Here is a 25,702-nt window from a genome sequence, read left to right as displayed (position 1 = left end):
AAGGGAATGCCATGTCTCACGCCAACGCAGCACTCACCCCACGCCACCGCCTGATCGTTGGTCGTCTCGTCGTGGACGAGGGCTGGCCGATCAGCGAGGTCGCTGCCCGCTTCCAGGTCTCGTGGCCGACGGCGAAGCGTTGGGCTGACCGCTACCGTGCCGGCCAGTCGATGCAGGACCGGCCCTCACGTCCCCACCACTCGCCGAACAAGACCAACGCGAAGACCACGAAGCGCTGCATCCAGCTCCGTCTCCGCCTCCGAGAGGGGCCAGTTCAGTTGGCCTGTCGCTTGGGGATCGCGCCGTCGACGGTCCATCGGATCCTGACCGACGCTCACCTGAACCGGCTGTCCCATGTTGACCGGGCCACGGGCGAACCGGTCCGCCGCTACGAGCACGACCATCCCGGGGCAATGCTCCACGTCGATGTGAAGAAACTAGGCAACATCCCCGACGGCAGCGGCTGGCGCTACGTCGGCCGCCGCCAAGGCGAGAAGAACCGCGCCGCCACACCGGACAAGCCGAAGAACAAGCACTACGACCCGTTAATGGGCAAGGCCTACGTCCACACCGTCATCGACGACCACTCCCGCGTCGCCTACGCCGAGATCCACGACGACGAAACCGCACTCACCGCGACCGCGGTCCTGGTACGAGCTGTCGAGTGGTTCAACCAGCGAGGCGTCACCGTCGAGCGGGTCCTCTCGGACAACGGCGGGGCTTATCGGTCTCACCTGTGGCGAGACACCTGCGCCGAGCTCGGGATCAAGCACAAGCGGACCCGTCCGTATCGTCCGCAGACCAATGGGAAGATCGAGCGGTTCCACCGCACCCTGGCTGACGGTTGGGCCTACGCCCGCTGCTACTCCTCGGAGGCCGAGCGACGGGGCGAACTGGACGGTTGGCTGCACTACTACAACCAGCACCGTTCCCACACGGCCTGCGGGAACCAGCCGCCTTTCTCACGTTTGATCAACGTGTCCGGTCAGTACACCTAGGGCATCTCCGACTCATTTTGGCGGAAACCACTGGGCCGCTCCATAAACGCGGGAAGTAAAATGTTGTGACTGGGTACCCCCCGAGGGTATACGGTTGATGCTATGAGCACGCCCGCCACCACCCACCCCACCGATCACTCGGACTCCCTCTCGGGCCACGACATGTACGACCACGCCCCCTCCAGCCACGCAGGCCACGACATGTCCAACATGGCCGCCAGCGCCACCCTCCACTGCCTCACCGGCTGCTCCATCGGTGAGATCCTCGGCCTGATCCTGGCCACTGTGTTCGGGTGGGGCAACGTCACCAGCACTGCCGTGGCCATCGCCCTGGCCTTCGTGTTCGGCTACGCCCTGTCCTCCCTGCCCCTGCTGCGCTCGGGCATCAGTGTGGGCCAGGCCCTGCGCCTCGTGCTCGCCGCGGACACCGTCTCCATCCTCACCATGGAGGTCGTGGACAACCTCGTCATGTGGCTGGTTCCCGGCGCCATGGACGCAGGCCTGCTCGACGCCCTCTTCTGGGGCTCCATGGCCCTGTCCCTCGTGATCGCGTACTTCGCGGCATACCCGGTGAACAAGGCCCTGCTGCGCCGCGGCAAGGGCCACGCCATCACCCACCACGCCTCCGGCGGCGGCCCCATGGACAACCGCCCCCTGGCGTACGGCATCAGCGCGTTCATGCTGGGCGGCTTCGTCGCGTCCCTCGGTACCCTCTTGTAGGGAACCAGTGCAGCGGGGCCCCGCTGCCACCGCGCATTCCCACCAGAAACCCGCCCGTACCGGGGTCCAGCAACCCGGGCGGGCCCGCAGAAAGGATCCTTTCCCATGCGTCGACTTCCCCTCACCCTCGCCGGTCTCGCCATCCTGGTGACCACCACCGCCTGCTCCGCCGGTTCCGATTCCGCGGACCACTCCGCCCACGAGGGCCACGAGACCAGCGCGACCTCCAGCGCGACGAGCCAGGCGACGTCGTCCTCCGCGAGTGGCACGCCCAGCGCGAGCCAGGGCGGGCACGAGCACATGCACGCCATGGACGGTGGCCCCGCCCCGGAGGGCATCGCCGCCGCGGAGAAGCCCACCTACCCGGTGGGCACGCAGGTCACGCTGACCACCGACCATATGGAGGGCATGAGGGACGCCCCGGCCACTGTGGTGGGCGCCTACAAGACCGTGGCCTACGCCGTGAACTACACCCCCACGGACGGTGGGCCCGAGGTCATCAACCACAAGTGGGTGGTCCAGGAGGAACTCCAGGGTGCCGGTTCGGAGCGCCTCGCGGACGGCACCGAGGTCACCATCGAGGCGGACCACATGCCCGGCATGAAGGGCGCCGCGGGCACCGTTGCCTCCTCCACCACCCAGACCGTCTACATGGTGGATTACAAGGCGGACGGCATGACCATGACCAACCACAAGTGGGTCGTGGAGAAGGAGATGAAGCCCCGCGGCTGATTTCACCGCACCAAGTGTCATCTCCCGCCAACCTGCATGTTTTTGAATACTCTTGGCTTCATCTCCTCCGCTGCCGCGGATTCGGAGCGTGTCCATCCCCCCAGACACACGGAGCGCCCTCGAGAGCCCTGAACACCCGTCCGTCCTCGTTGCGGACGACGACCCCGACATTCGCGACCTCGTGGTCTTCAAACTGCAGCAGGCGGGATACGAGGTCCGGGCGGTGGAGGATGGCACCGCTGCGCTGAGCGCGCTGGAGGACGGCATCCCAGACGTCGTGGTGCTGGACGTCATGATGCCCGGTCTCAGCGGACTGGACGTGCTGCGCCAGATCCGTGCCACCGAGGCTCTGAAACACCTCAAAGTGGTCCTGCTGACCGCCCGGGCCAGGGACACGGACGTGGACGACGGGTACAACACCGGTGCGGACGAGTACGTCACCAAGCCCTTCAGCCCCCGTGAGCTGGTGCACCGTGTGAACAGCCTCCTCGGCCGGGGGCGGTGACCCGCAGTGGCGACCCCCACGGTGGTCTCCGCGCAGCTGCTGTCCTGGGTGCTGTGGGTTCTGGTATGGGCCGCGGCCCTGCTCCTCGCGACCGTCCTGGGATCGCGTGCAGGCCGGCAGTGGCGTGAACGCCGGGACGCGAAGCTGCTCGGTGAGTTGCGCCCCGCAATGCTCGAGGTCGCGTCCGGTGAGGACGACGACGCCTCCGCCCTGCGCCGCCTGACTGCGGTGCCCCGGCGCCGCGTACCGGTGGTGGACCGCGCCGTCTCCGCGATGCTCTCCAAGGTCAGGGGGGAGCCCGCCCGTGCTCTGGCCCGGGTGCTCGACGCCCACGGACGCGCCGAGTGGGCCATCACGGGGCTCTCCTCCCACAGCGCGGTGCGCCGTGCCCACGCTGCCTGGACCCTCGGGCTGATGCGCGCTCGCGAGTCCGCGCCCCGGCTCCTGCCCCTGCTCCAGGACCGTTCCGCGGACGTGGTGGTTGCCGCCGCCCGTGCCCTGGCGCTGCTCGGCGACGGCTCCGCGGCCCGCGCCGTGCTGCGCGCGGTGGCGCCGCGGCGTCGTCCCCGCGGACTGCCCAGCTGGGTGGCCGTGGAGTCCCTGTGCGCCTTCGACGACGCAGCGGCACCCGTGATCGAGGAGGCCACCCTGCACCCGGACCCGGCGGTGCGCCATGTGGCGGCAACTGTGATCGGAGTGCGCCCCGTGCCAGGTGCCGCTCCCGTCGTGCGTGAGCGCCTGGCACAGGAGACCGACCCCCGGGCCCTCACCGCCTTCGTCGGCGCCCTGGGATGGGTGGGGGGAGCGCAGGACCTCGCCGTCCTGTCCGGGCTCGCCCGCCACCGGGACGAGAGCGTGGCGCTCGCCGCCGTGGAGTCCCTCGAACGGCTGGGTCTGCCCGCCTCCGTGGCGGCCCTGGGCCCCCTGGTCGAGGACACCCGGCCCCGGTTGGCGGAGCGGGCCGCGGTGGCTCTCACCGAACTGGGCCCTGCCGGGAGGGAGCGGCTGCTGGGCGCCCTGGACGGTGACACCCCTGCCGTGCACCCCGCCCACTACGCGCTGCAGCTGAGCGCCATGAGAGGAGCCGGCCGTGGAGTGGCTTGAGCTGCTGCGCGGCGCTGTGGCCGGGATCCTGGCGTTCATTGCGGTGCCGGTGCTGATCTACTTCCTGCTGATCAACACGTCCTACCTGGTGATGATCGTCCTGGCGGCGGTGGACTTCGTGGCCTACCGCCGCCGGATCCCGTTTGCGGGGCGGGAGGAACTGATGCGCTCCCGCACCATGCCCGGCATCAGCGTGGTGGCACCCATGCACAACGAGGAGGTCGGCATCCGCGTGGCCGTGGAGTCCTTTCTGTCGCTGCAGCACCCGCGCCACGAGGTGATCGTGGTGGACGACGGCAGCACCGACAACGGTTTCGAGGTGCTGCGCCGGGCCTTCGACCTGGTGCCGGTGTCCCGGCAGATGCCCGAGGACGTTCCGGTGCGGGAGGCACCGGCCAGCATTCACGTCCCACGGGACGGGCGGACCCGGCTGACCGTGGTGCACAAGCGCAACTCGGGCCGCTCCGACTCCACCAACGTGGGCGTCAACCTGGCCCGCGAGGACCTGGTGCTGTTCGTGGACTCGGACTCCATCCTGGACCCCGGGGCGCTGCTGACGGTGTCCCGGCCCTTCATCGAGGACCCGATCTCCACGGTCGCCGCCGCCCTGCGTGTCAGGGTGAGTTGAGTCCAGTGGTTCACAGCAAGTCCGCCTGACGCAGGGCGAGATTCAGGATCGATCACCATGAGTAGTTCCACGTTCGCCCCGCCGTTGTCCGCGATCGCCGATGATGGACAGATGAGTGACGCTCACCCTCGTGCTGGTGGCCCGGCTCGGCGCCGGAGCTTCACCCCGGAGCAGAAGCTGGCGCATCTGGCCGCCTACGAACAGGCCTGCCAGGAGCAGCAGGGTGGGGCCTACCTTCGCCGGGAGGGCCTGTACTCCTCGCTGATCAGCGAATGGCGCCGGATGCGCGATGCTGGCGTGCTCGAAGGCAAGGCGGCCGATGAAGCCGTTGGCCGGCCGAGTGCGGAGCAGGCCGAAATCGCCCGGTTGCGCCGCCAGCTGGCCGCCTCCCAGCAGAAGCTGGCCACCACCGAGACCGCCCTGGACATCATGGGAAAAGCACACGCGCTCTTGGAGCAGATTTCCGAGAGCGCGGACACCGAGCAGCCGCGCAAGAAGCGCTGATGGGCGCCTACACCGAGCTCACCGCCGCAGGCGTGACCACCCGGGACGCAGCGGGACTGACCGGGGTGTCGCGGGCCACCGCCACCCGCCGGCGGGCCCGGACAGCACCGGGACCTCGGACCGCGGTGGAGCCGGCCAACCGGCTCAGTCGCGTTGAGCGGGAACGGGTGCTGGAGGTGCTCAACAGTGACGAATTCGTCGACCAGCCCCCGGCCCAGGTCTACGCCACGCTGCTGGAGCGCGGGGTGTACCTGTGCTCGATCGCCACCATGTACCGCATCCTCGCAGCCGCCGCGCAGGTGAAGGAACGCCGGCGCCAGGCCCGTCACCCGGCCCGAGCGATCCCTGAGCTGATGGCCGACGGATCCGGTCAGGTCTACACCTGGGACATCACCAAGTTGCCCGGCCCGGCCAAGGGCGTCTACTACGACGCCTACGTGATGCTCGACGTCTACTCCCGCTACATCGTCGGCGCCCACGTCCACGCCCGAGAGTCCGGGCCTCTGGCCGAGGAGATGATGAAGGAGATCTTCGGGGTTCACGGTGTGCCCACCGTGGTGCACGCCGACCGCGGCACCTCGATGACCTCCAAACCTGTGGCCGCGCTGCTGGCCGACCTCGGCGTCACCCGTTCCCACTCCAGACCCAGCGTGAGCAATGACAACCCGTATTCCGAGGCGTGGTTCAAGACCTTGAAGTACGCCCCGGTCTTCCCGGACCGCTTCGGCTCTCTGGCCGCCGCCCGGGCGTTCATGGCCGGTTTCGTCGAGACCTACAACCACGGACACCGTCACACCGGGATCGGGCTGCACACCCCCGCCGACGTCCACTACGGCCACGCCGCGACCGTGAGTCAGCAGCGCTCAGCGGCCCTGGCCGCGGCCCGCGCTACTCACCCCGAGCGCTTCTCCACCACCGCTGACCCGAAAATCCTCGCGCTACCCACCCACGCCTGGATCAACCAACCAACCGCCGCCGAACCGGTAGCCGCCTGACACCCACTGGCCTCAAACACCTTGAAAAATTCCGGAGACGACCAGCGGCCACAGGAATCCCGAGGCGGCATACGCCACACAGCGCACTGCCACATCGATCTACCCGTACGGCCCCCGCGGGAACCCCAACTGCGTCATCGTTGCCGCGGGTGACCGGTAGCCGGGCCTTACGTAAAGCAAGGGGGTCCCTGGCTGCGTCACCTACGAGGGGCGCTATGGCAGCCGTGTCGGTCGCCGCCGGACGGAATCCCCGGCTCGTTCGGCCTCGAGCGGGACAGGGCTGTGCAGTACGGCCGGCCCGCGGTGCAGGAACCCGTCCGAGAGCACTTGGCAGCGCAGGCCGCCCCGGCCGCGCATGGCGGCGTGCGCGCCCGGGGCGAGCACCCGGTCCATCCAGGCGCAGGGGTGGGCCGGCCGCCCACCCCGCAGCCGCACGAAAGCACCTTGGGACTCCAACGCGAATTCCCCGCCGAGCAGGGGCGCCAGCTCGGCGCCCCGGAGGACCACGTTGCGCCGGGTCAGGAGCGGGTCGAAGGGAGGTGTGCCCAGATCTGCCGCCATGGCCTCGAGTGCTTCGACGGCGAGCAGGGTGAGGGCGGCGTCCATGTGCGCGGCCTTGCCGAAGAACCGGTCGCCCACCACGCCCTTGCCGGCCACCAGCTCGACCCGGTCGGCATCCGTGGTGGGCACGTCCGCCGCGCCGTCCCGGGCGCGGCCGAAGTAGGCATGGCCCGGGGACACGAGCAGGTGCAGGATCTCCACGTCGTACTGATAGGTCTGCATCATGCCATCATTCCCTTCGTCACCACGGTTGCCGGCACACCGTAGACACCACCGGACGCACCGTTGATAGCGAGAATTTCAGCGTTCAGGTTTCCTCCTCCAAGCCCCGTCAGAGACCCGGGGGATCGGTTGTCTTACGGGCCTCCGGCGCGGCGCCAGCCACGATTGTAGACGGATCCGTCTAGCCAGAATAGACGGATCCGTCTAGCATGGTGCGCATGATGGCAGTCATCCCCGAAGCCCAGGCCACTGCGCCGAACCGGTCGCCTGCGAGGTCCACGGGAGCTCGTGAGCGGATCATGGCGACCGCCCGCCGGCTGTTCTACACACGCGGCATCAATGCCACCGGCATCGATCTGGTGATCGCTGAGGTCGGCGTGGCCAAGGGCAGCATGTATCACCACTTCGGCAACAAACAGGCTCTGGTAGTGGCTTACCTCCAGCAGGAGGAGGCCACCTGGAAAGCCGCTTCCGAAACCAGGGACGACCCCCGGGCCAGCGCGACTGAGCGCTTGAGAGTCTTCTTCGATGGAATCTCTGTCGATGTTCTGGCCGGCACGTTCCACGGATGCCCGTTCATGAACGCCGCCATCGAACGCCCGGATGATCTCGGGGTGGGCCAGGTGATCGCTCATTACCGGGAAGCACTGGCCTCACATATCGCCCATTTGCTCGGGGAGGACGGGTCCTCGACCGCGGTGGACAAGGTGATGGTGCTGTACGACGGGGCGAAAACGTCCGCCAAGATGACACGGGATCCTGCGCTGGTCGAGCTGGCCGCCGACATGGCCTGCGAAGTTGTTCATGGGCACGGTTCGACTCGCAGGCCGATAGCTCGGAAGGGATGAGCCCTGTTGACACCTGGCGACGACGATTCCGGACCATGATGCGTCCGGAAGCACGTGAGGTGGCGCACGAAGCCGACGAGGTCGTCCCGACGCGCCTGTGCGCGCGAGTTCCGCAGGTGGCCCGGGGAAAGGGTTGCGGCACAGACAACGCGGAAGACGGGGTGTGCGTACCACGCTGCGTCGGTGGGAAACCGCGGGTTGCCGGTGCAGAACCAGGTGCTGCATGAGCATGGAACCGTGGGTTCCTTTTCAAGTCCGAGTGATATCTACAAGAAAAAACGAGGAGACAAGAAAATGATGACGAAGAACACTTCCACCACGGGGATCGAGCAGATGGGGAATTCGGTACTGCGCTATTCCCTGGTGACGAACCTCGTCTGGATCGGTTCCCTGAAATTCCAGGACTACGAGATGGAGAACATCAGGCCCCTGGTCACCTCCAGCCCCTTGTTCTCCGGGGTGCTCAAGAAGCTGGGGGAGAAGAAGACAGCGCAGCTGATCGGGGTGGCCGAGATCGGTATGGGAGCTCTCATCGCCGCCAAGCCCCTCGCCCCGCGCGCTTCGGCCCTGGGCAGCCTCGGGGCGGTAGGGATGTTCGTCACCACGCTCAGTTTCATGGCCACGACCCCGGGAGTGCAGCAGGAGAACCACGGGAAAACCAAGTTGTCCATGGTGGGGCAGTTCCTGCTCAAGGACACCGTGCTTCTGGGGGCATCCATCCTCACGGCTGCCGAGTCGCTGCAGCACGCCCGCCGCCGGTAGCCCGGAAACGACCGTTGCCGTGACCCGGAACGAGCCGGGACGGGAACTGCTGGTGCGGTACCCCGTCCCGGCCCATGTTCTCTGCCCCGGTGACCTGGGGGCCGGTTGGTCAGCGCGCCGGCGGCGGCGAAGCCCTGGAGCCGGCGCGCTGAGGGTTCAGCCGGTGGGCGGCCACTCAGTCGGAGGAAATCAGTTTCATGGAGATCGAGTTGATGCAGAACCGCTGATCGGTGGGGGTCTGGAAACCTTCACCTTCGAAGAGGTGCCCCAGGTGGGAGTCGCATCGGGAACAGCGCACTTCGATGCGCTCCATCCCCAAGGACCGATCACGTAGGTAACGCACCCTGTCCTCGGCCAGGGGAGCCCAGAACGAGGGCCACCCGCAGTGCGAGTCGAACTTATCAGTGCTGGTGAACAGCTCTTGGCCACACGCCCGGCACTGATAGACACCGGTGGTGTGCGCGTCGTAGTACTGGCCCGTGTACGGCCTCTCGGTGCCCGCCTTCCGGAGTACCTGGAACTCCTGCGGCGTCAGTTCCTCACGCCACTGCTCCTCACTCTTGTGCACCTCGGGCCGGTAGTTGTCGTATCCAGTGTTCATGACGGCTTCAACGGTCCCCGGCCCCTGCGTGTCAGGGTGAGTTGAGTCCAGTGGTTCACAGCAAGTCCGCCTGACGCAGGGCGAGATTCAGGATCGATCACCATGAGTAGTTCCACGTTCGCCCCGCCGTTGTCCGCGATCGCCGATGATGGACAGATGAGTGACGCTCACCCTCGTGCTGGTGGCCCGGCTCGGCGCCGGAGCTTCACCCCGGAGCAGAAGCTGGCGCATCTGGCCGCCTACGAACAGGCCTGCCAGGAGCAGCAGGGTGGGGCCTACCTTCGCCGGGAGGGCCTGTACTCCTCGCTGATCAGCGAATGGCGCCGGATGCGCGATGCTGGCGTGCTCGAAGGCAAGGCGGCCGATGAAGCCGTTGGCCGGCCGAGTGCGGAGCAGGCCGAAATCGCCCGGTTGCGCCGCCAGCTGGCCGCCTCCCAGCAGAAGCTGGCCACCACCGAGACCGCCCTGGACATCATGGGAAAAGCACACGCGCTCTTGGAGCAGATTTCCGAGAGCGCGGACACCGAGCAGCCGCGCAAGAAGCGCTGATGGGCGCCTACACCGAGCTCACCGCCGCAGGCGTGACCACCCGGGACGCAGCGGGACTGACCGGGGTGTCGCGGGCCACCGCCACCCGCCGGCGGGCCCGGACAGCACCGGGACCTCGGACCGCGGTGGAGCCGGCCAACCGGCTCAGTCGCGTTGAGCGGGAACGGGTGCTGGAGGTGCTCAACAGTGACGAATTCGTCGACCAGCCCCCGGCCCAGGTCTACGCCACGCTGCTGGAGCGCGGGGTGTACCTGTGCTCGATCGCCACCATGTACCGCATCCTCGCAGCCGCCGCGCAGGTGAAGGAACGCCGGCGCCAGGCCCGTCACCCGGCCCGAGCGATCCCTGAGCTGATGGCCGACGGATCCGGTCAGGTCTACACCTGGGACATCACCAAGTTGCCCGGCCCGGCCAAGGGCGTCTACTACGACGCCTACGTGATGCTCGACGTCTACTCCCGCTACATCGTCGGCGCCCACGTCCACGCCCGAGAGTCCGGGCCTCTGGCCGAGGAGATGATGAAGGAGATCTTCGGGGTTCACGGTGTGCCCACCGTGGTGCACGCCGACCGCGGCACCTCGATGACCTCCAAACCTGTGGCCGCGCTGCTGGCCGACCTCGGCGTCACCCGTTCCCACTCCAGACCCAGCGTGAGCAATGACAACCCGTATTCCGAGGCGTGGTTCAAGACCTTGAAGTACGCCCCGGTCTTCCCGGACCGCTTCGGGTCTCTGGCCGACGCCCGCGCGTTCATGGCCGGTTTCGTCGAGACCTACAACCACGGACACCGTCACACCGGGATCGGGCTGCACACCCCCGCCGACGTCCACTACGGCCACGCCGCGACCGTGAGTCAGCAGCGCTCAGCGGCCCTGGCCGCGGCCCGCGCTACTCACCCCGAGCGCTTCTCCACCACCGCTGACCCGAAAATCCTCGCGCTACCCACCCACGCCTGGATCAACCAACCAACCGCCGCCGAACCGGTAGCCGCCTGACACCCACTGGCCTCAAACACCTTGAAAAATTCCGCCGGGGGAGTGATCCGCGCAGTCAACGGGTGCCGCGTGAAGGGCGGCCGTGTCCTGGAGGTGCGCATGCCGGGCACGCCGCTCGCGGACATCCAGGTGATGGAGTACCTGCGAGCCTTCCACCTGGGACGCGCAGGCTGGTCCCGGATCAACGCGCTGCTGCTGATCAGCGGCGCGTTCGGTGTCTTCCGCCGGGATGCCCTCGTGGCGGTGGGAGGCCTGGACGCCTCGAGCATCGGTGAGGACTTCGAACTGGTGATGCGTCTGCACCGGACCTTCCGCAGGCAGCGCCGGTCCTACCGCGTCACCTTTCTCACGGAGCCCATCTGCTGGACGGAGGTCCCCAGCACCCTGCCCGTGCTGCGCCGACAGCGCTCCCGCTGGCACCGCGGTCTGTGGGAGACCCTGTGGGCCTACCGGGGCATGCTGTTTAACCCCCGCTACGGCCGCCTGGGACTCGTGGCGGTGCCGTACTACTGGCTCTTCGAGCTGATTGCCCCGCTGTTGGAACTCGCCGGACTGGTGTTGATCGCCCTGGGCTTCGCGCTGGGACTCGTGTCCTGGCAGTACTTCCTGTTATTCATGCTCGTGGCCTATGCGTACGCGATCATCGTGACGCTTGCCGCCGTGACCGTGGAGGAGCTGAGCTACCACAAGTACCCGCGCTGGCGGGACCTGGGGGTCACCCTCGTGGCCACGGTGCTCGAGAATGTGGGCTACCGCCAACTCACGGCGTGGTGGCGCATGGAGGGCTGGTTCGCCGCCCTGACCCGGCGTGAGCAGAAGTGGGGCACCATGACCCGTTCGGGTTTCACGGAGGTGAACGAATGAGCGCCCGCTTCCCGGCAGTAACCCGCGTGCGGGACGGTGTCCGCCACCGCGGGGTGCGCGCCATCCTCCTGCAGGTGCTCGCCCTGTTGTGCCTCGCACTGCTCTTCACCGGCGCCACCGCACTGTGGGGACTGCACACGGTGCAGCAGAACGTGGCTGCCACGCGCACCACCATCACACCCCTGATGGATGCCACGCACCAGGTGGAGGCCACGCTGCTGCGCGCCCAGACGGCCGCGCGGGGCTACTCGGTCAGCGGAGACCAGGCTTTCGCGCGGGAGTACGCTGAGGCCACTGCGGACCTCACTGCAGCCCAGGACGTCCTGGGTGAGGTGGCGGCCGGACGGCTGCCGCAGCTGCGGTCCTTGAACGAGTCCGTGGACACGTGGCTAGGCCTCACCCGGGAACCAGGGAGGGACACCCCGCGGAGATCTCTGGACCTGCCCACTACGACATCCGCCATGGACCGGGCCCTCGGCACACTGGAGGACGTCCGGGCGGACGCCTCCCGCCTGCGGGAGCAGCGCAGAGCGGATCTGAACCGGTCCATGACCCTGGCCGCGGCCGCCGTGGTGACTGCCGCGATGCTGTCGATCGCGGTGGCGTTCCTCGCCCTGGGCCGCGCGGACCGCGCCCTCGGGGCGCCGCTGCTCGCGCTGCAGTGCACGGTGGCGAGGCAGCGCGCGGGCGATCACGACGCCGTCGCGGAAACCTCCCACGGCGCTCGTGAAGTGGTGGGCCTCGCCGCGTCCTTCAACGCCTTCACCCGCGAGGCCCGGGACGTGGCGGAGCAGCGGGAGCGCACCTTGGAGCAGCTCACGGAGCTCAACCGCCAGAAATCCGTGTTCGTCTCCACCACCAACCACGAGCTGCGAACCCCGCTCACGTCCATCAGCGGCTATGTGGAGATGCTCCAGGACGGGGACTTCGGCAGTGTCGGCCCGGAACAGGCCCGCGTGCTGGAAGTGGTGCGGCGCAACACGGAACGGCTGCGGCTGCTGATCGAGGACCTGCTGCTGATCAACAAGCTGGACCAGGACCAGGAGAACCGCTCGGCGCGCCACCGTGTGATGGACCTCGCAGAGTGCGTGTCCGGGGTGGTCACCAATCTCGTTCCCCAGGCCGCGGCGGGCGAGGTGACCGTCCACGTGGACACGGACGGTTCGTGGCCCGTGTCCGGGGACCGGGACCGTCTGGAGCGGGCCGTCACCAACGTGGTGGGCAACGCCATCAAGTTCACCCCGCCCCACGGCGCGGTCACGCTGACGCTGGAACGCACCTCCGGTGGCACGGGAGTCCGCCTGACGTGCACGGACACCGGGATGGGCATTCCCGAGAAAGAGGTGGGGTCCCTCTTCACGAGCTTCACCCGGGCCTCCAACGCCACGGCCCAGCAGGTGCCCGGAACGGGACTGGGGCTCGTGATCATGCGCACCATCGTGGAGCAGCACGGGGGGTCCGTGGCCCTGGAGTCGGTGGAGGGGGAAGGCACCACCGTCACGCTGGATCTCCCCCTGGCGACCCAGCAGGGCGAACCGGTGCAGCGGGCCGTGGATGCCGACCCGCCGTGCTATTCTCCTGAATGAGAATTATTCGCAAAAAGGAGGGTCCGTGAAGGTCCGCAACTCGCTCCGCTCCCTCAAGCAGATCCCCGGCTCGCAGGTGGTCCGCCGCCGGGGCAAGACCTACGTGATCAACAAGAAGAACCCGCGCATGAAGGCTCGTCAGGGCTGAGCCGCGCGCGGGGTGCCCCCGGGAGCCGGTCCGTGCGGCGTCGGCAATCACCGTGGGGCGCGTAAATTACTCCTGGGCTGCCCCATGTGACGAGCAACCGGGGGCAACGTCCGCTGGGCGCGAATCCTTGCTGCGGCAAGCGTCCGGGCGTGCCACGATGCATACATGGCTACCAACGATTCCATCAGCACACAGATCCAGCTCGTCTCCCGCCCGGAGGGGTGGCCCGAGCCCGAGAACTTCCGCACCGAGACCGTGGAGCTGCCCGAGCTGCAGGACGGCCAGGTGCGCGTGCGCAACGAGTTCATCTCCGTGGACCCCTACATGCGCGGCCGTATGCGGGACGAGAAGAGCTACGTGCCGCCGTTCGCGCTGAACGAGACCATGACCGGCGGCGCCGTGGGCCGCGTGGTCGAGTCCCGCTCCGAGAAGCTGCCTGAGGGCACCCCCGTGCTGCACCAGTACGGTTGGCGGGACCTCGCACAGGGCTCCGCGGACGAGTTCACCGCCATCCAGGAGCTCCCGGACACCCCGCTGTCCGTGTACCTGGGCATCCTGGGGATGACGGGCATGACCGCCTACACCGGACTCACCCGCATTGCCGGGCTGAAGGAGGGCGACCGCGTGTTCGTCTCCGGTGCTGCCGGTGCCGTGGGCTCCGCGGCCGGTCAGATCGCCAAGCAGCTGGGCGCCTCGTACGTGATCGGCTCCGCCGGTTCGGACGAGAAGGCCAAGCTGCTGACCGAGAAGTACGGCTTCGACGCGGTGCTCAACTACAAGGACGCCCCCATCCGTGAGCAGCTCGCGAAGGCCGTGGGCGAGGACGGCGTGGACGTCTACTACGACAACGTGGGCGGCGACCACCTCGAGGCGGCCCTCGACGTGCTGAACCGGCACGGCCGGGTGGCGGTGTGCGGCGCGATCAGCCAGTACAACTCCACCGAGCGCCCCTGCGGTCCGGACAACATGGGCAACATCATCAAGAACTCGCTCATGCTCGAAGGCTTCACCATGGGTGACCACTGGGACGTCACCGAGGAGTACACCTCCCGGATGACCGAGTGGTTCACCTCCGGGAAGATCGCCTACGACGAGACCGTGGTGGAGGGCCTGGACCACGCCGTGGACGCCTTCATCGACATGATGAAGGGCGCGAACACCGGCAAGATGGTCGTGAAGATCTGATCACCGCGCACCACTGAGGAGAGGCACACCATGGCGTTCAGCACGGGCGACCGCGTCCAGTGGAACACCCCGCAGGGGCCCACCCGGGGGACGGTCCGGTCCACGCACACGGACGAGTTCGAGTTCAAGGGTCAGACGTTCAAGGCCACGGACGACGATCCGGTGCACGAGGTCGAGTCGGAGAAGACCGGCTCGCGGGCCGCGCACCACGCCTCTGCCCTGGAGGCCGCGCCCGAGGACTGAGCGCGCGGCGTCGTCGTGCCCCGCGGGTGCCTCCCCCCCCGGGACGGCGACGCCGCTGCCACCCGCCCCTGCCTCGTCGAACCCGCCGCTCCGCGCACCCGCGCGGGGCGGTGGGTTCGTATCATGGGCTCGACCAGCCCCGCCCTCGAGAGGAACCCGTGCCCCGCACCGCCCTGCCGCACCGCGTGAGTCCCGTGCAGATGCTGCGCGCGCTGCGCGACGAGCCCGGGCTCGCGGCGCTGCTCGGCGACTGGGCGCACGGGGACGCGGTGATCGGCGTCCGGCCCACGCGCGTGGTGGGTGCGGACGAGGACCCGTTCGCCGCGCTGGGCTCCGCGACCGACGACGCTCCGGTCCGCGCTCTTGCGGGAAGCAATGACGCTGGTCCCGCGCGGTTCGGCGGCGGGTGGATCGGCTACCTCGGCTACCAGCTCTCGCGTCGCCTCGAGTCGCTTCCGCCCGCCCCTCCGCGCTCGGGCGGCCTGCCGGAGCACCACCTCGCGCACTATGACCACGTCCTGGTGCACGACGCCGCCGCGGACCGCTGGTTCTGCGAGTCCCTTCCCGGAGCAGACCCTGCCCGGGTGGCCGAGACGATCGCGGCGGTGGGGCGGGCGCTCGGGTCCGGCCCGGCGTCGTCGTCCGGGGTGTGCGCCCCGCGCCCGTACCGGTGCGGGCCGTTCGAAGCCGCCGTGACCGGCGAGGCCCACGCGAAGGCCGTGCGGCGCGCGCTGGAGCACATCCGGGACGGGGACATCTTCCAGGCGAACATCTGCCGCGAGCTCACGGCGGCATTCGACGGTGACCCACTGGACCTGTTCTGCGCCGGGTACGAGTGGCTGCGGCCGCGTTTCGCCGGGTTTTTGCGCGTGCCGGGCGGCGCGGTGGCCAGCTTCTCGCCCGAGCTCTACCTGCGCCGCACCGGCCGCGACGTGCTGACCTCCCCGATCAAGGGCACCGCGCCCGCGGACTCGGACCCCCGCGCGCTGCACTCCTCCGCCAAGAACCGCGCGGAGAACGTGATGATCGTGGACCTCATGCGCAACGACCTCTCCCGCGCGTGCGTCCCCGGTTCCGTCCTGAGCCCCGCCGTGCCGCGTGTGGAGCCGCACACGGGCGTGCACCACCTGGTCGCGGACGTCCACGGCACGCTGCGCCCCGGGCTCGACGACGCCGCCCTGCTGCGTTCCACGTTCCCGCCCGGCTCGTGCACGGGGGCGCCGAAGATCAGGGCCACCGAGATCATCAACGCGCTGGAGACCACGGCCCGGGGCGTCTACACCGGCGCCGTGGGGTGCGTGAGCCCGGTGGCGGGGCTCGCGATGAACGTGGCCATCCGGACCTTCGAGTTCTCCGGCGGGGCCGTGCGCCTGGGTGTGGGCGGCGGGATCGTCGCGGACTCGGACCCAGACGGGGAGGCGTTCGAGACGCTCGTGAAGGCCGCTCCGCTGCTGGATGCGGTGGGCGCCCGGTTCGGGGCGGGGCTGTCCCGGGAGTGGCGGGAGCACGCGGAGTCCGCGGAGGTGGAGACCCCGGGGTGCGTGGTCGATGCCTCCCAGGACGGCGGAGCCCGCGACGAGGCGGCTGAGGGAAGCGGCAGCGTGACGGGTCCGACCGCCTCGCCGGGCCCGTCCGCTCGTGCCGGGGCGGCGCCCGGCGGTGACGGGTGGGGACCGGTTTCTGCGACGTCGCTCGTCGGGCGGTCCGCCACGAAAGAACGCGAGCCTGCGGGGTGCGCGGCCATCCTGCGGGGCGCGCCCGTGATCCGCTCGACCCCCGACCCCTCCCTGGGGATCTTCACCACGATGCTCGTGCGTGAGGGCCGCCCCGAGCAGCTGGCGGAGCACCTGGCGCGACTCGGGAGCAGCGTCCATGAGTGCTTCTCCCGTGAGCTGCCGGGGGCGCTCGCGGAGCAGATCATCCAGCGTGCCGCCGGATTGGACGGCCCGCACCGGTTGCGGGTCACGGCGGTCCCGGACGCGGGCGGTCTCTGCACCGAGATGCCCCACGCGCCGCTGAACCCTCCCGGCGCGGCCCCTCCCGTGGAGCCGTGGGTGCTGCGCCCGGTGGTGGTGCCCGGCGGGTGGGGGTGCCACAAGTGGGCGGACCGCTGCGCCCTGGACGCCGTGCCCGGGCCGTGGTCCCCGGTGTGCGATCCGCTGCTGGTAGACGAGGACGGCACGGTGCTGGAGACCGGGCGGGCCAACGTGTTCGTGGTGCGCGACGGCGTGGTCACCACCCCGCCCGTGGACGGCCGGATCCTGCCCGGGGTGATGCGCGCCCGGGTTCTCTCGGCGCTGCGCACCGCGGGGGTCGAGGTGCGGGAGCGGCCGTTCACCGTGCAGGACTGCGTTGAGGCCTCGGAGGTGTTCGTGACCAACGCTCTGCGCGGCGCCCGGCCCGTGGGTCGTATCGCGGGTGTGGGCTCGTGGGCCCCGGGGCCGATGACGCGTGCGGTGCAGGAGCTCCTGGCCGGTTCGACCGCGTAGCGCGCAGCAGTGCCGGAAGTTGGCGCCCGGCCCCCTGGACGAGGGCGGGTGGCGCGGAACGGGGGCGGGCGGCGTCGTCGTGCTGAGCGGCCGGGGAACGGGCGGCGGGGTTGCGACGCGGTGTGCGCGTGACAGGCTGAGGGCATGACTGAAAACGCGACGCGAACCGTTCTGCTGGCCGGTTGCGGGGACGTGGGAACCGCGCTGGGCCTGCGACTGGTGGAGCGGGGGTGGGCGGCCACGGGTGTGCGCCGCCACGCGGACCGGCTACCCGCACCGCTCACCGGCCTCTCGCTGGACCTCACCGACCCCGCGGGCACGAAGCTTCCCGCGGTCGACGCGGTGGTGGTCACCCTCACGTCGGACGGCCACGACGTCGCCGGCTACGAGCACACCTACCTGGGCGGCCTGCGAGGGCTGCGGCGCGCACTCGGGGAGCAAGAGCCACTCGTGGTCCTGGTGTCCTCCACGGGTGTGCTGGGCGGCGGCGACGGCGAACGTGTCACCGAGGCCACCCCGCCCGATCCGCAGCGGCCCACCGCCCACGTGCTGCTCGCGGCGGAGGAGCTGGCCGGGCAGCTGTTCCCGGACCTCGTGATCGTGCGGCCCGCGGGGATCTACGGCCCGGGGCGCACGTCCATGGTCGACCGGGTGCGCCGCGGCGCGCCCCTGGCCCACCGGCGGGTGACCAACCGGATCCACCGGGACGACCTCGTGACGGTTCTGGCCACCCTGCTGGAGCGGGGCACCGTGGCGGGCGAGCGGGCGTTGACCACCGGTGGGGGCGGTGCTGCAGAGAGTGAGCGAACGGACGTCCCGCAGAACGGGACGGTCACGGGGGGAGGCGGCGCGGCGGCGTCGTCGGCTGCTTCCCGCCTCCCGCGGCTGCTGCACGCCGTGGACCACGACGCCGCCCTGCTGGGTGACGTGGCCGCGCACCTCGCGCACCGGCTGGGCGTGCCCGTGCCCCCGGACGACTCCGGGCCGGGGGAGGGGCCGCTCGGGAAGATCGTGGACGGGGAGCTGGTGCACGCCCTGGTGCCCCGCGAGGAGTGGCGGTACCCCACGTACCGGGAGGGGTACGACGCGCTGCTGGCGGACGGCTCCGCGGACTCGTGGGTGGGGCGAGGATGAGCGAGGACGTCCACTGGTTCCTGCCCATCAACCCCGCATCGCACGCGGAGCACATGCCCGCGGACTGGCGCACCCGTGAGGACGCGACCGAGGTGTGGGAGGCCATCGGGCGCTCGCAGCCCATCGACCGCTGGTGCCTGCGCACGGGCTTCCGCACCATGAAGTCGGGGGACGTGATCTGGGCGTACCTGTCCAAGCGGCAGGAGCTGTGCGCGGTGGGGAGGGTGCGGCGGACGGCGTTCGAGGTGGACGGTGTGGAGGCCGACCCCGCGGAGGTCCGAGGCGACAACGAGGGCGGCTGGTACGTCTACGTGGACTGGGACGAGTCCCGCACGGCGGAGCTGTGCCGCTGCCCGATCCCCAGAGCGGTGTTCGGGCAGGTGCCGATGTCGGTGGGGCGGGTGGGGGAGGCGCTCAAGGCGGTGTTGAGCAGGGGCCTCTCATCATGGCCGACAAAACCTCAGTTTTGCTCCGGGTGATCGGCTTGAGTCATCGCCCCCGATCAGCTGGGTGGCACAGTTGTTGGCAAACGCCCCGGACCACGCGGGCGCGGTGGACCCGCCGGTGCATCTGATCCCAAAATGCGTGTCCGTGGGGATCACGACGCCGTTGTGGTCGCCGGGAGCCTGCTCGGGGGTGGTGCGGGGGTGGACTGCATACCTCAGTCTGGAACATCGACTCGGGCAGCAAACTTGGGCCCACTGTTGCGCCGTGTGACACCTCCCTGGACCTCGGCGCTCGAGCGTAGTTCAGTAGTGGTCCTTCCCTCGTCAACCATTTCCGACACGTGCGCTCTCCCGGGCGCACAGGAACCAGGTACACACTCATGATCCTTTCCGGACTCGTCCTGGGTGCCGTGCTCGGCATCGTGATGCAGCGCGGGCGCTTCTGCGTGACGGGCATGCTGCGGGACATCTTCCTGCAGCGCTCGTGGCGCACGTTCACGGCTCTGCTCGTGGTGATCACGGTGCACGCCGTGGGGCTCGCTGCGCTCACCACCCTCGGGGTGATCTCCCCCGACTACCCCTCGTTCATGCCGTTGGCCGTGGTCGTGGGCGGGTTCATGTTCGGGGTGGGCATCATCCTGGCCGGTGGCTGCGCCTCCGGCACGTGGTACCGCTCCGGCGAGGGCCTCGTGGGCTCCTGGATTGCGCTGGCCATGTACGCGCTGTCCGCGTCCGCCATGAAGACCGGCGTGCTCAAGGGCTTCAACTCCGGTATGAAGCAGTGGGACACCGGGCTCACCACCATCCCCAGTGCCCTGGGCGTCTCCCCGTGGCTGTTCGTGATCGTCCTGGCCGCGGTCACCGGTGTGATGGTGCGCCACTTCCTCAACCGCGAGAAGAACACTGTGAAGCCCGCACGGCTGAACGGCCGTCCCGCATGGAAGAAGCCCCTGCACGTCTACACCGCCGGCGCGCTCGTGGGTCTGATCGGCGTCATCGCGTGGCCGCTGTCCGCCGCGACCGGCCGCAATGACGGGTTGGGCATCACCACTCCCACCGCCAACCTGCTGAACTTCCTGGTCACCGGAGCGGACGGGAAGCTGGACTGGGGCGTGATGCTCGTGCTCGGCATCCTGGTGGGCTCGTTCATCGCCGCCAAGTCCACGGGTGAGTTCCGCGTGCGCGTCCCGGACGCCACCACCACGGTGCGCTCCATCGCGGGCGGCCTGCTCATGGGTGTGGGCGCGGCCCTGGCCGGTGGCTGCACAGTGGGCAACGGCATGGTCCAGACCAGCCTGTTCACCTTCCAGGGCTGGATCGCGCTGCTGTTCATCGCCCTGGGCGTGGGGGCGGCCACGAAGATCTGGCTCAAGCCCACCGTCACGCAGCCCGCCACCGGCGAAGACGGCACCTACTCCACCGCCCAGAGCCTGGACCACACGGTGGACGCCACCGCACCGGACGACAACTCGATCGACGCCGCCCCCACCGCGGGCGCTCCCCGCACCTCGGGTGCGAACGTGTTCTCGGGCTTCGCCGCGGCACCCACCGCGCTCATGGTCAAGGACCCGGCAGGTGCACCGTCGAAGAAGCTCACGGACCTGGGCGACGGCTACTACGCCCTGGACTCGCTCGGTGCCGTGTGCCCGTTCCCGCTGATCGAGGCCAAGGACGTCATGCAGACCCTGCAGACCGGCGACCACCTGGTGATCGACTTCGACTGCACCCAGGCCACCGAGGCCATTCCGCAGTGGGCGGCCACGGACGGCCACGAGGTCACCGACTTCGTGGAGAAGGGCGACGCCAGCTGGCAGATCACCCTGAAGAAGGGCTGACCCGGCAGGCATCCCGGTTCACGACGCCGCCGCGCCACCTCCGCGCCTCACATCCCCGTCTGCCGGGGGCCGGGGCTGGGAGGGCGCGGCGGCATCGTCGTACCACCGGGAGAGTGCGGAGCGCGGCCCCCCCCGGGGGGGTGAGCGCTCCGGCGTCGTCGTGGTGTGCGCGCCGTGACTCAGGCGCGGGAGTCCTGCCGGGCGCGGTGGCGCATGTCCCGCAGGGCCACGGCCAGGGCGACGAGCACCACGAGCACCACAACGCCCAGTCCCGCCGCGATGCCCACGGACCAGCCCTGGTCGGCAATCACTCCGTACGCCACCGCGGTGATCATGGCGATGCCCACGGCGGTGCCCACGCGCTGGCCGGTCTGCATCACACCACCGGCGCTGCCCGCGTACTCGAGCGGCACCTCCGCGAGCGTGAGTGTCTGGTTGGGGCTCACCACGGCGCCCTGGCCGAAACCCACGAAGCCCAGGGTGAGCACGAGCCACCACTCACTGATGTGCCAGGAGTCGTGCAGCAGGATCACCGCCATGCTCAGCAGCAGGCCCACGACCACGCTGAGCATGCCGAGCACCACGATCTTGCGGCCCATCCGGTTCACGCGGCTGCCGGCAAGGTTGGAGGCCACCGCGCTCGCGAGGGCATTGAGCAGGCCCACGCAACCGGCGGCCAGCGCGGTGTGGCCGAGCCCCTTCTGCATGTAGAGGGTGACAAGCACCCACACGCTCGTGATGCCCAGGAAGTACAGCGAGATCAGCAGGGTGCCGTTGAGGAAACTGCTGACCTTGAAGATGTTCAGGTCCACCATGGGCTGGTGCCCAGAGGCCTTGAAGTGCTTCTCCCACGCGATCCACAGGGCCAGGAACATGGCGGCGACCGCGAGTAGGGCCCACACCCACGGGCTCGTGCCGGGGGAGCCGATCTCGATGAACGGGAGCAGGGTGGCGAGCAGCGCGATGCCCAGGAGCACCGCACCCGTGGGGTCCATCTCCCGCAGGGCGTGGCGGATGGTGGTGCCCTCGGGCCCGCGCAGCAGCGGGCGGGGGAACCACAGGAACGCGAGCACAAGCGCGACGACGCCCACGGGGACGTTCACCACGAACAGCCACCGCCACCCCTCGGCCGCGCCGCCCGTCTGGATCAGCAGACCTCCCAGGACCGGGCCGATGGCCACGGAGACACCCACGGCGCTGCCCAGCATGCCGAACGCCTTCCCGCGCTCCGCTCCCTTGAAGTACTGCTGGATCATGGCCACGCCCTGAGGGTTGAGCAGCCCGGAGCCCACCCCCTGCACGAAGCGCGCCACGATCAGCATGGTGGGATCCGCTGCCAGGCCCGCGGCGATCGAGGACAGCGTGAAGATGGCCACCCCGAGCATCCACAGGAACCCGCGCCCGAACACGTCCCCGGCGCGGCCACCCGCCACCAGGACCACCCCGAAGGTCAGTGCGTAGCCGGAGAGGATCCACTGCAGCTGGGACTCGGAGGCGCCCAGCCCCTCCTGGATGGAGGGCAGCCCCACGTTGATGATGCTCACGGCCACCAGGGACATGAAGATGGCCACGAGCAGCACGGCCAGGATCCGCCACCGCCGCGGATCCGTGCCGTGGGCGTAGCCCCGGTGGGTCTGGGGATCCGGGCGCGGGCTGAGGATGGGCAGCTCGCCGGTTCCCGTGGCCGGGGAGCGTTCGTGCCAGGTCTCGCCGGAGCCCGGTCCGTGGTGGGAGCCAGAGGTCATGGGGAGAGTATGCCCCCGGGTTCAGACGCGCCCAACGCTCCTGTTCGTGTGCATGAACTGGTTGCCCGTCGCATGCTCCTCTGGGCCGTCCTGGGGGCGGGTTTGGTGTGCGGCGCCAGGGGCCGTCATCCTGGGACCATGACAGCTGAACTGGTGATCCTGGGCCTGGTGGTCGTGACCGCTCTGGCCTTCGACTTCACCAACGGATTCCACGACACCGGCAACGCGATGGCCACCTCCATCGCCACCGGGGCGCTCAAGCCCCGTACCGCGGTGGCCCTGTCCGCGGTGCTGAACCTGGTGGGCGCGTTCCTGTCGGTGGAAGTGGCCACCACGGTCACCAAGGACGTGCTGCTCATCCAGACCAAGGACGGCGGACTCGTTTCCGGGCTGGACCCCACCATTGCCCTGACCCTCATCTTCTCCGGGCTGATCGGGGGCATCCTCTGGAACCTTGCCACGTGGCTGTTCGGGCTGCCCTCCAGCTCCTCCCACGCGCTGTTCGGCGGGCTGATCGGGGCCGGGCTCGCCTCCCTGGGCGTGGCCGGCGTGAACTGGGCCGGTGTGGTCCAGAAGATCCTCGTCCCGGCCGCGCTGGCGCCGTTCATCGCCGGGTGCGTGGCCGCCGTGGGCACCGCCCTGGTCTACCTCATCGGCCGCGCGGCGTCCCAGGCGCACCGGGACCGGGGGTTCCGCTGGGGACAGGTGGGAACGGCGTCGCTGGTGTCCCTGGCCCACGGCACCGGTGACGCGCAGAAGACCATGGGCGTGATCGCCCTGGCGCTGATCGCCCACGGCAGCCTCAGCGTCCAGGGAATCGAGAGCAGCGGGCTGCCGGTGTGGATCATCGTGAGCTGCGCGGTGGCCATCGCCCTGGGCACGTACCTGGGCGGATGGCGCGTGATCCGCACGCTCGGCAAGGGCCTTGTGGAGATCGAACCGCCGCAGGGGATGGCGGCCGAGGCATCCTCGGCGGCCATCATCCTGACCTCCAGCCACTTCGGCATGGCGCTGTCCACCACGCACGTGGCCACCGGTTCCATCCTGGGCTCGGGCGTGGGCAAGCCCGGCGCGCGCGTGCGGTGGGGTGTGGCCGGGCGCATGGTCGTGGGGTGGCTGCTCACCCTGCCCGCCGCGGCCGTGGTGGGTGCGGTGTGCTTCATCATCGCTCGGGCCGTGGGCGGGCTGTCCGGCGCCGTGGTGATCTTCCTGCTGCTGGTGGTGGCCTCCGCCGTGATCTTCGCGCGGTCCCGGCACCAGAAGGTGGACCGCCACAACGTGAACGCGGACTGGGACGAGGACACGCACTCCGTGGTCCCCGCCGACTCCGACCGCGCCGACGCCCAGGAGGTGGCCCGCTGATGATTGTCGAGATGGCCCGATCTGTCCTCGCCGTGCTGCTCGCCGGGCTGTGCTTCGGGGCGGGACTGCCCGCGCTGTTCACGGTGGGCATCACCCTGTGGAGCCGGGCCACCCCCGAGCCCGGCCCGGACGGCGTTGCCCGCCGCAAACCGCTGGCGCTCGCCGGGGCGGTACTCTGCTTTGCGATCGTGCTCGCTGCCGTGGTGATCGGGGTCCTGTGGATCACCCGCAAGAGCTTGGACCACTACCTAGGGATCTCGGTGTTCGGATGATGACCTTCGATGCGGCACTCGACCACATTCGCGCCGCCTACCCCCACGGTGTTCCCTCGGAGCAGCACGTGGCGCTCGCGGAGCTGCTGGCCCGCACGGTAGGCCCTCACCGCACCGAGCGGCTGCTCGAGACCCTGGGCATCCAGGCGGGAGACCTTCTGGGGCCCGCCGCGGCCTCCGCGGAACAGCTGGGCGACGTCGCCGCGGAGCTCGCGCGCGCCGGGTGGCCCCTGGTGGGCGCGAGCCAGGACGAGCCACCCCGGCAGCCGGGCTACGTGGCCCGGGTGATGAACTGGCTGCGCGCAGACTACCCCAACGGGGTACCCGCGCAGGACTACCTGCCCGTGCTCGCCGTGCTGCGCCCGCAGCTCAACGACGAGGACATGGCCGCGATCGCGGACCAGCTCGCCCACGACGCCCGTGAGCAGGGGGTGGCGCCCTCCGAGGCGGACGCCCGCGCCGCCATCCAGCGCGCCACCGAGGACGAGCCCAAGCCCGAGGAGCTCGAACGCATCCGCGCGATGCTCGAGGCCCACGGCTGGCCGTTCGAGGGGGAGTAGGGCTCCGACAACCCAGGCCCACGGGACGTCGTCGGCCGTCTCGCGGTGCTGCTCCGACCGCAGCCGTGTGGCATCCCGCCTCGAACGTATTGACGGGCCTGGTGGCGCGGGCCCGGCTACATGGATGGTCTCCCACCTGGGAAGCGCACAATGGCCCCATGTTCGAGAACTTCGAGACCCACCGCATCCCGGTCCCCGGGGCCACCATCCACGTGCGGACCGCCGGGCGGGGCGAGCCGCTCCTGCTGCTGCACGGCTTCCCGCAGACCCACGCCATGTGGCACCGCCTGGGTCCGGCCCTCGCGCGGGACCACCGCATGGTCGTCGCGGACCTGCGCGGCTACGGAGAATCCACCGCGGACAGTGAGGACTTCAGCTTCCGGGCCATGGCCGCGGACATGGTGGCCGTGATGCGCCACCTGGGCCACGAGTCCTTCCACGTGGTGGCCCACGACCGCGGCGCCCGCACCGCCCACCGCATGACTCTGGACGCCCCGGACGCCGTGCGCTCCGTGGCGCTGCTGGACATCCTCCCCACCCCCACCGTGTGGGAGCTCATGGACGACTGGCTGGCCATCCGGTACTACCACTGGCTGTTCCTGGCCCAGCCAGCACCCATGCCGCAGGGGCTCATCAGCGCCGAGCCCCTCACGTTCCTGCACGCGGCCCTCGGGGGACTCAGTGGCACTCCCGGTTCCCTGGACACGTTCGACCCCGAGGCGCTCGTCGCCTACGAGGCCGCCGCCCGGAACCCGTCCGTCGTGGCCGCGTGGTGCGCGGACTACGCCGCAGCCGCCGGGGTGGATCGGGAGCACGACGACGCCGACCGCGGCACCTCCCGCGACCTCCCCGCCCTGCTGCTCTGGGGCAGCAACGGCGTGGTGGGTGCCCAGACGGATCCGCTGGAGGCGTGGCGGCCGTGGTTGCCGCGCATCACCGGCCGGGCGGTTCCCACCGGGCACTTCATGGTGGAGGAGCGCCCGGACGAGGTGCTGGCGGAGATCCAGGAGCACCTGGCGGCCGCTGCACGAAACTGAGGGGGTCTCCCGTTAGACATGCGTGCGCACTCCCACCGGCGGGCAACCGTGGTTCCCGCGACGGAAGTGCGC

Annotated in this window: 26 protein-coding genes and 1 pseudogene; 24 read left to right on the top strand and 3 right to left on the bottom strand. The window is 69.8% G+C overall.

Annotated features, from left to right (window positions below; all coding sequences use genetic code 11):
* Window positions 1–11 precede the first annotated feature (11 nt).
* From FS770_RS09855 to FS770_RS09825, 7 genes are all read left to right on the top strand, one after another.
* Entirely contained in the window at window positions 12–998 is a 987-nt protein-coding gene (locus tag FS770_RS09855; protein WP_145011474.1) for an IS481 family transposase, read from the top strand.
* Between the two features lie 102 nt (window positions 999–1,100).
* Window positions 1,101–1,718: a DUF4396 domain-containing protein gene (locus tag FS770_RS09850; protein WP_244944866.1), complete on the top strand. Its 618-nt coding sequence runs from the start codon at window positions 1,101–1,103 to the stop codon at window positions 1,716–1,718.
* A 105-nt stretch (window positions 1,719–1,823) separates the two neighbouring features.
* Window positions 1,824–2,450, top strand: a complete 627-nt coding sequence (locus FS770_RS09845) for a YdhK family protein (RefSeq protein WP_085106906.1) — start codon at window positions 1,824–1,826, stop codon at window positions 2,448–2,450.
* Window positions 2,451–2,538: 88 nt separating this feature from the next.
* On the top strand, window positions 2,539–2,955 hold the full coding sequence (locus FS770_RS09840; RefSeq protein WP_244944865.1) for a response regulator transcription factor: 417 nt from the start codon (window positions 2,539–2,541) through the stop codon (window positions 2,953–2,955).
* A gap of 6 nt (window positions 2,956–2,961) precedes the next feature.
* Window positions 2,962–4,059 carry a HEAT repeat domain-containing protein gene (locus FS770_RS09835; protein WP_145011470.1) on the top strand — a complete coding sequence of 366 codons (1,098 nt, stop codon included), beginning with the start codon at window positions 2,962–2,964 and terminating at the stop codon, window positions 4,057–4,059.
* The gene (locus FS770_RS09830) at window positions 4,046–4,687 is read left to right on the top strand and encodes a glycosyltransferase family 2 protein (RefSeq protein ID WP_244944864.1); all 642 of its coding nucleotides are present in this window, start codon (window positions 4,046–4,048) and stop codon (window positions 4,685–4,687) included. The genes FS770_RS09835 and FS770_RS09830 overlap by 14 nt, the downstream gene beginning before the upstream one ends.
* 111 nt (window positions 4,688–4,798) lie before the next feature.
* Window positions 4,799–6,186 (top strand): IS3 family transposase gene (locus tag FS770_RS09825; protein ID WP_425323835.1). Its coding sequence is split into 2 segments (ribosomal slippage): window positions 4,799–5,147 and window positions 5,147–6,186, totalling 1,389 coding nucleotides; the frame shifts between segments, so codons are not numbered across the junction.
* A 213-nt stretch (window positions 6,187–6,399) separates the two neighbouring features.
* On the opposite strand, the gene FS770_RS09820 is transcribed toward FS770_RS09825, so the two are convergent.
* Window positions 6,400–6,972, bottom strand: coding sequence for an MOSC domain-containing protein (locus FS770_RS09820; protein ID WP_011117093.1), 573 nt, complete (start codon window positions 6,970–6,972; stop codon window positions 6,400–6,402).
* Between the two features lie 215 nt (window positions 6,973–7,187).
* Between FS770_RS09820 and FS770_RS09815 the strand changes: the two genes are divergently transcribed.
* On the top strand, window positions 7,188–7,817 hold the full coding sequence (locus FS770_RS09815; RefSeq protein ID WP_158443063.1) for a TetR/AcrR family transcriptional regulator: 630 nt from the start codon (window positions 7,188–7,190) through the stop codon (window positions 7,815–7,817).
* 297 nt (window positions 7,818–8,114) lie between these two features.
* On the top strand, window positions 8,115–8,579 hold the full coding sequence (locus tag FS770_RS09810; protein WP_051050204.1) for a YkgB family protein: 465 nt from the start codon (window positions 8,115–8,117) through the stop codon (window positions 8,577–8,579).
* 175 nt (window positions 8,580–8,754) lie between these two features.
* Here the strand turns inward: FS770_RS09810 and msrB are convergent, their stop codons facing one another.
* Window positions 8,755–9,180 carry a peptide-methionine (R)-S-oxide reductase MsrB gene (gene msrB, locus FS770_RS09805; protein ID WP_053447646.1) on the bottom strand — a complete coding sequence of 142 codons (426 nt, stop codon included), beginning with the start codon at window positions 9,178–9,180 and terminating at the stop codon, window positions 8,755–8,757.
* A 156-nt stretch (window positions 9,181–9,336) separates the two neighbouring features.
* Between msrB and FS770_RS09800 the strand changes: the two genes are divergently transcribed.
* The 11 genes and pseudogenes from FS770_RS09800 to FS770_RS14125 all read left to right on the top strand — a co-directional run bounded on the left by FS770_RS09800 (window position 9,337) and on the right by FS770_RS14125 (window position 20,654).
* Window positions 9,337–10,724 (top strand): IS3 family transposase gene (locus FS770_RS09800; protein ID WP_370518181.1). Its coding sequence is split into 2 segments (ribosomal slippage): window positions 9,337–9,685 and window positions 9,685–10,724, totalling 1,389 coding nucleotides; the frame shifts between segments, so codons are not numbered across the junction.
* A gap of 99 nt (window positions 10,725–10,823) precedes the next feature.
* Window positions 10,824–11,588 carry a glycosyltransferase family 2 protein gene (locus FS770_RS09795; protein WP_244944863.1) on the top strand — a complete coding sequence of 255 codons (765 nt, stop codon included), beginning with the start codon at window positions 10,824–10,826 and terminating at the stop codon, window positions 11,586–11,588.
* Window positions 11,585–13,174: a sensor histidine kinase gene (locus FS770_RS09790; RefSeq protein WP_145011467.1), complete on the top strand. Its 1,590-nt coding sequence runs from the start codon at window positions 11,585–11,587 to the stop codon at window positions 13,172–13,174. Before FS770_RS09795 ends, FS770_RS09790 begins: the two co-directional genes overlap by 4 nt.
* Window positions 13,175–13,199: 25 nt before the next feature.
* Window positions 13,200–13,322, top strand: a complete 123-nt coding sequence (gene ykgO / locus FS770_RS09785; protein WP_019310359.1) for a type B 50S ribosomal protein L36 — start codon at window positions 13,200–13,202, stop codon at window positions 13,320–13,322.
* A gap of 165 nt (window positions 13,323–13,487) precedes the next feature.
* Window positions 13,488–14,507 (top strand): NADP-dependent oxidoreductase, encoded by a 1,020-nt coding sequence (locus FS770_RS09780; protein WP_012399383.1) that lies wholly within the window; start codon window positions 13,488–13,490, stop codon window positions 14,505–14,507.
* A gap of 30 nt (window positions 14,508–14,537) precedes the next feature.
* Window positions 14,538–14,750: a hypervirulence associated TUDOR domain-containing protein gene (locus FS770_RS09775; RefSeq protein WP_144943050.1), complete on the top strand. Its 213-nt coding sequence runs from the start codon at window positions 14,538–14,540 to the stop codon at window positions 14,748–14,750.
* Between the two features lie 158 nt (window positions 14,751–14,908).
* Complete coding sequence (locus FS770_RS09770; RefSeq protein WP_244944862.1) at window positions 14,909–17,239, top strand: bifunctional anthranilate synthase component I family protein/class IV aminotransferase; 2,331 nt, start codon at window positions 14,909–14,911, stop codon at window positions 17,237–17,239.
* A 144-nt stretch (window positions 17,240–17,383) separates the two neighbouring features.
* Entirely contained in the window at window positions 17,384–18,373 is a 990-nt protein-coding gene (locus FS770_RS09765) for a Rossmann-fold NAD(P)-binding domain-containing protein (RefSeq protein WP_144943048.1), read from the top strand.
* Window positions 18,370–18,852 carry a hypothetical protein gene (locus tag FS770_RS09760; protein ID WP_144943047.1) on the top strand — a complete coding sequence of 161 codons (483 nt, stop codon included), beginning with the start codon at window positions 18,370–18,372 and terminating at the stop codon, window positions 18,850–18,852. Before FS770_RS09765 ends, FS770_RS09760 begins: the two co-directional genes overlap by 4 nt.
* Before the next feature lie 347 nt (window positions 18,853–19,199).
* Window positions 19,200–20,105: pseudogene (locus tag FS770_RS14130) on the top strand (YeeE/YedE family protein); the annotation flags it as partial.
* A 315-nt stretch (window positions 20,106–20,420) separates the two neighbouring features.
* Window positions 20,421–20,654, top strand: a complete 234-nt coding sequence (locus FS770_RS14125; protein WP_226905974.1) for a sulfurtransferase TusA family protein — start codon at window positions 20,421–20,423, stop codon at window positions 20,652–20,654.
* A 179-nt stretch (window positions 20,655–20,833) separates the two neighbouring features.
* Here FS770_RS14125 and FS770_RS09750 read toward each other — a convergent pair whose 3' ends face one another.
* Window positions 20,834–22,399, bottom strand: a complete 1,566-nt coding sequence (locus FS770_RS09750; protein ID WP_145011458.1) for an MFS transporter — start codon at window positions 22,397–22,399, stop codon at window positions 20,834–20,836.
* Between the two features lie 138 nt (window positions 22,400–22,537).
* Between FS770_RS09750 and FS770_RS09745 the strand changes: the two genes are divergently transcribed.
* The 4 genes from FS770_RS09745 (at window position 22,538) to FS770_RS09730 (ending at window position 25,630) form a co-directional block, all read left to right on the top strand.
* Window positions 22,538–23,761 (top strand): inorganic phosphate transporter, encoded by a 1,224-nt coding sequence (locus FS770_RS09745; RefSeq protein ID WP_145011455.1) that lies wholly within the window; start codon window positions 22,538–22,540, stop codon window positions 23,759–23,761.
* A gap of 11 nt (window positions 23,762–23,772) precedes the next feature.
* Window positions 23,773–24,033 (top strand): hypothetical protein, encoded by a 261-nt coding sequence (locus tag FS770_RS09740; protein WP_226905803.1) that lies wholly within the window; start codon window positions 23,773–23,775, stop codon window positions 24,031–24,033.
* Window positions 24,030–24,593 carry a DUF3349 domain-containing protein gene (locus FS770_RS09735; RefSeq protein WP_145011452.1) on the top strand — a complete coding sequence of 188 codons (564 nt, stop codon included), beginning with the start codon at window positions 24,030–24,032 and terminating at the stop codon, window positions 24,591–24,593. Before FS770_RS09740 ends, FS770_RS09735 begins: the two co-directional genes overlap by 4 nt.
* 158 nt (window positions 24,594–24,751) lie before the next feature.
* A complete protein-coding gene (locus FS770_RS09730) occupies window positions 24,752–25,630 on the top strand; it encodes an alpha/beta fold hydrolase (RefSeq protein ID WP_145011448.1) in 879 nt (292 codons plus the stop codon).
* Window positions 25,631–25,702: the final 72 nt, after the last annotated feature.

It is taken from the genome of Kocuria salsicia (assembly GCF_007681555.1).
Lineage (GTDB): Bacteria > Actinomycetota > Actinomycetes > Actinomycetales > Micrococcaceae > Kocuria > Kocuria salsicia.
The sequence above is the reverse complement of the archived record's forward strand: the minus strand, read 5'-3'. Positions and strand labels throughout refer to the sequence as shown.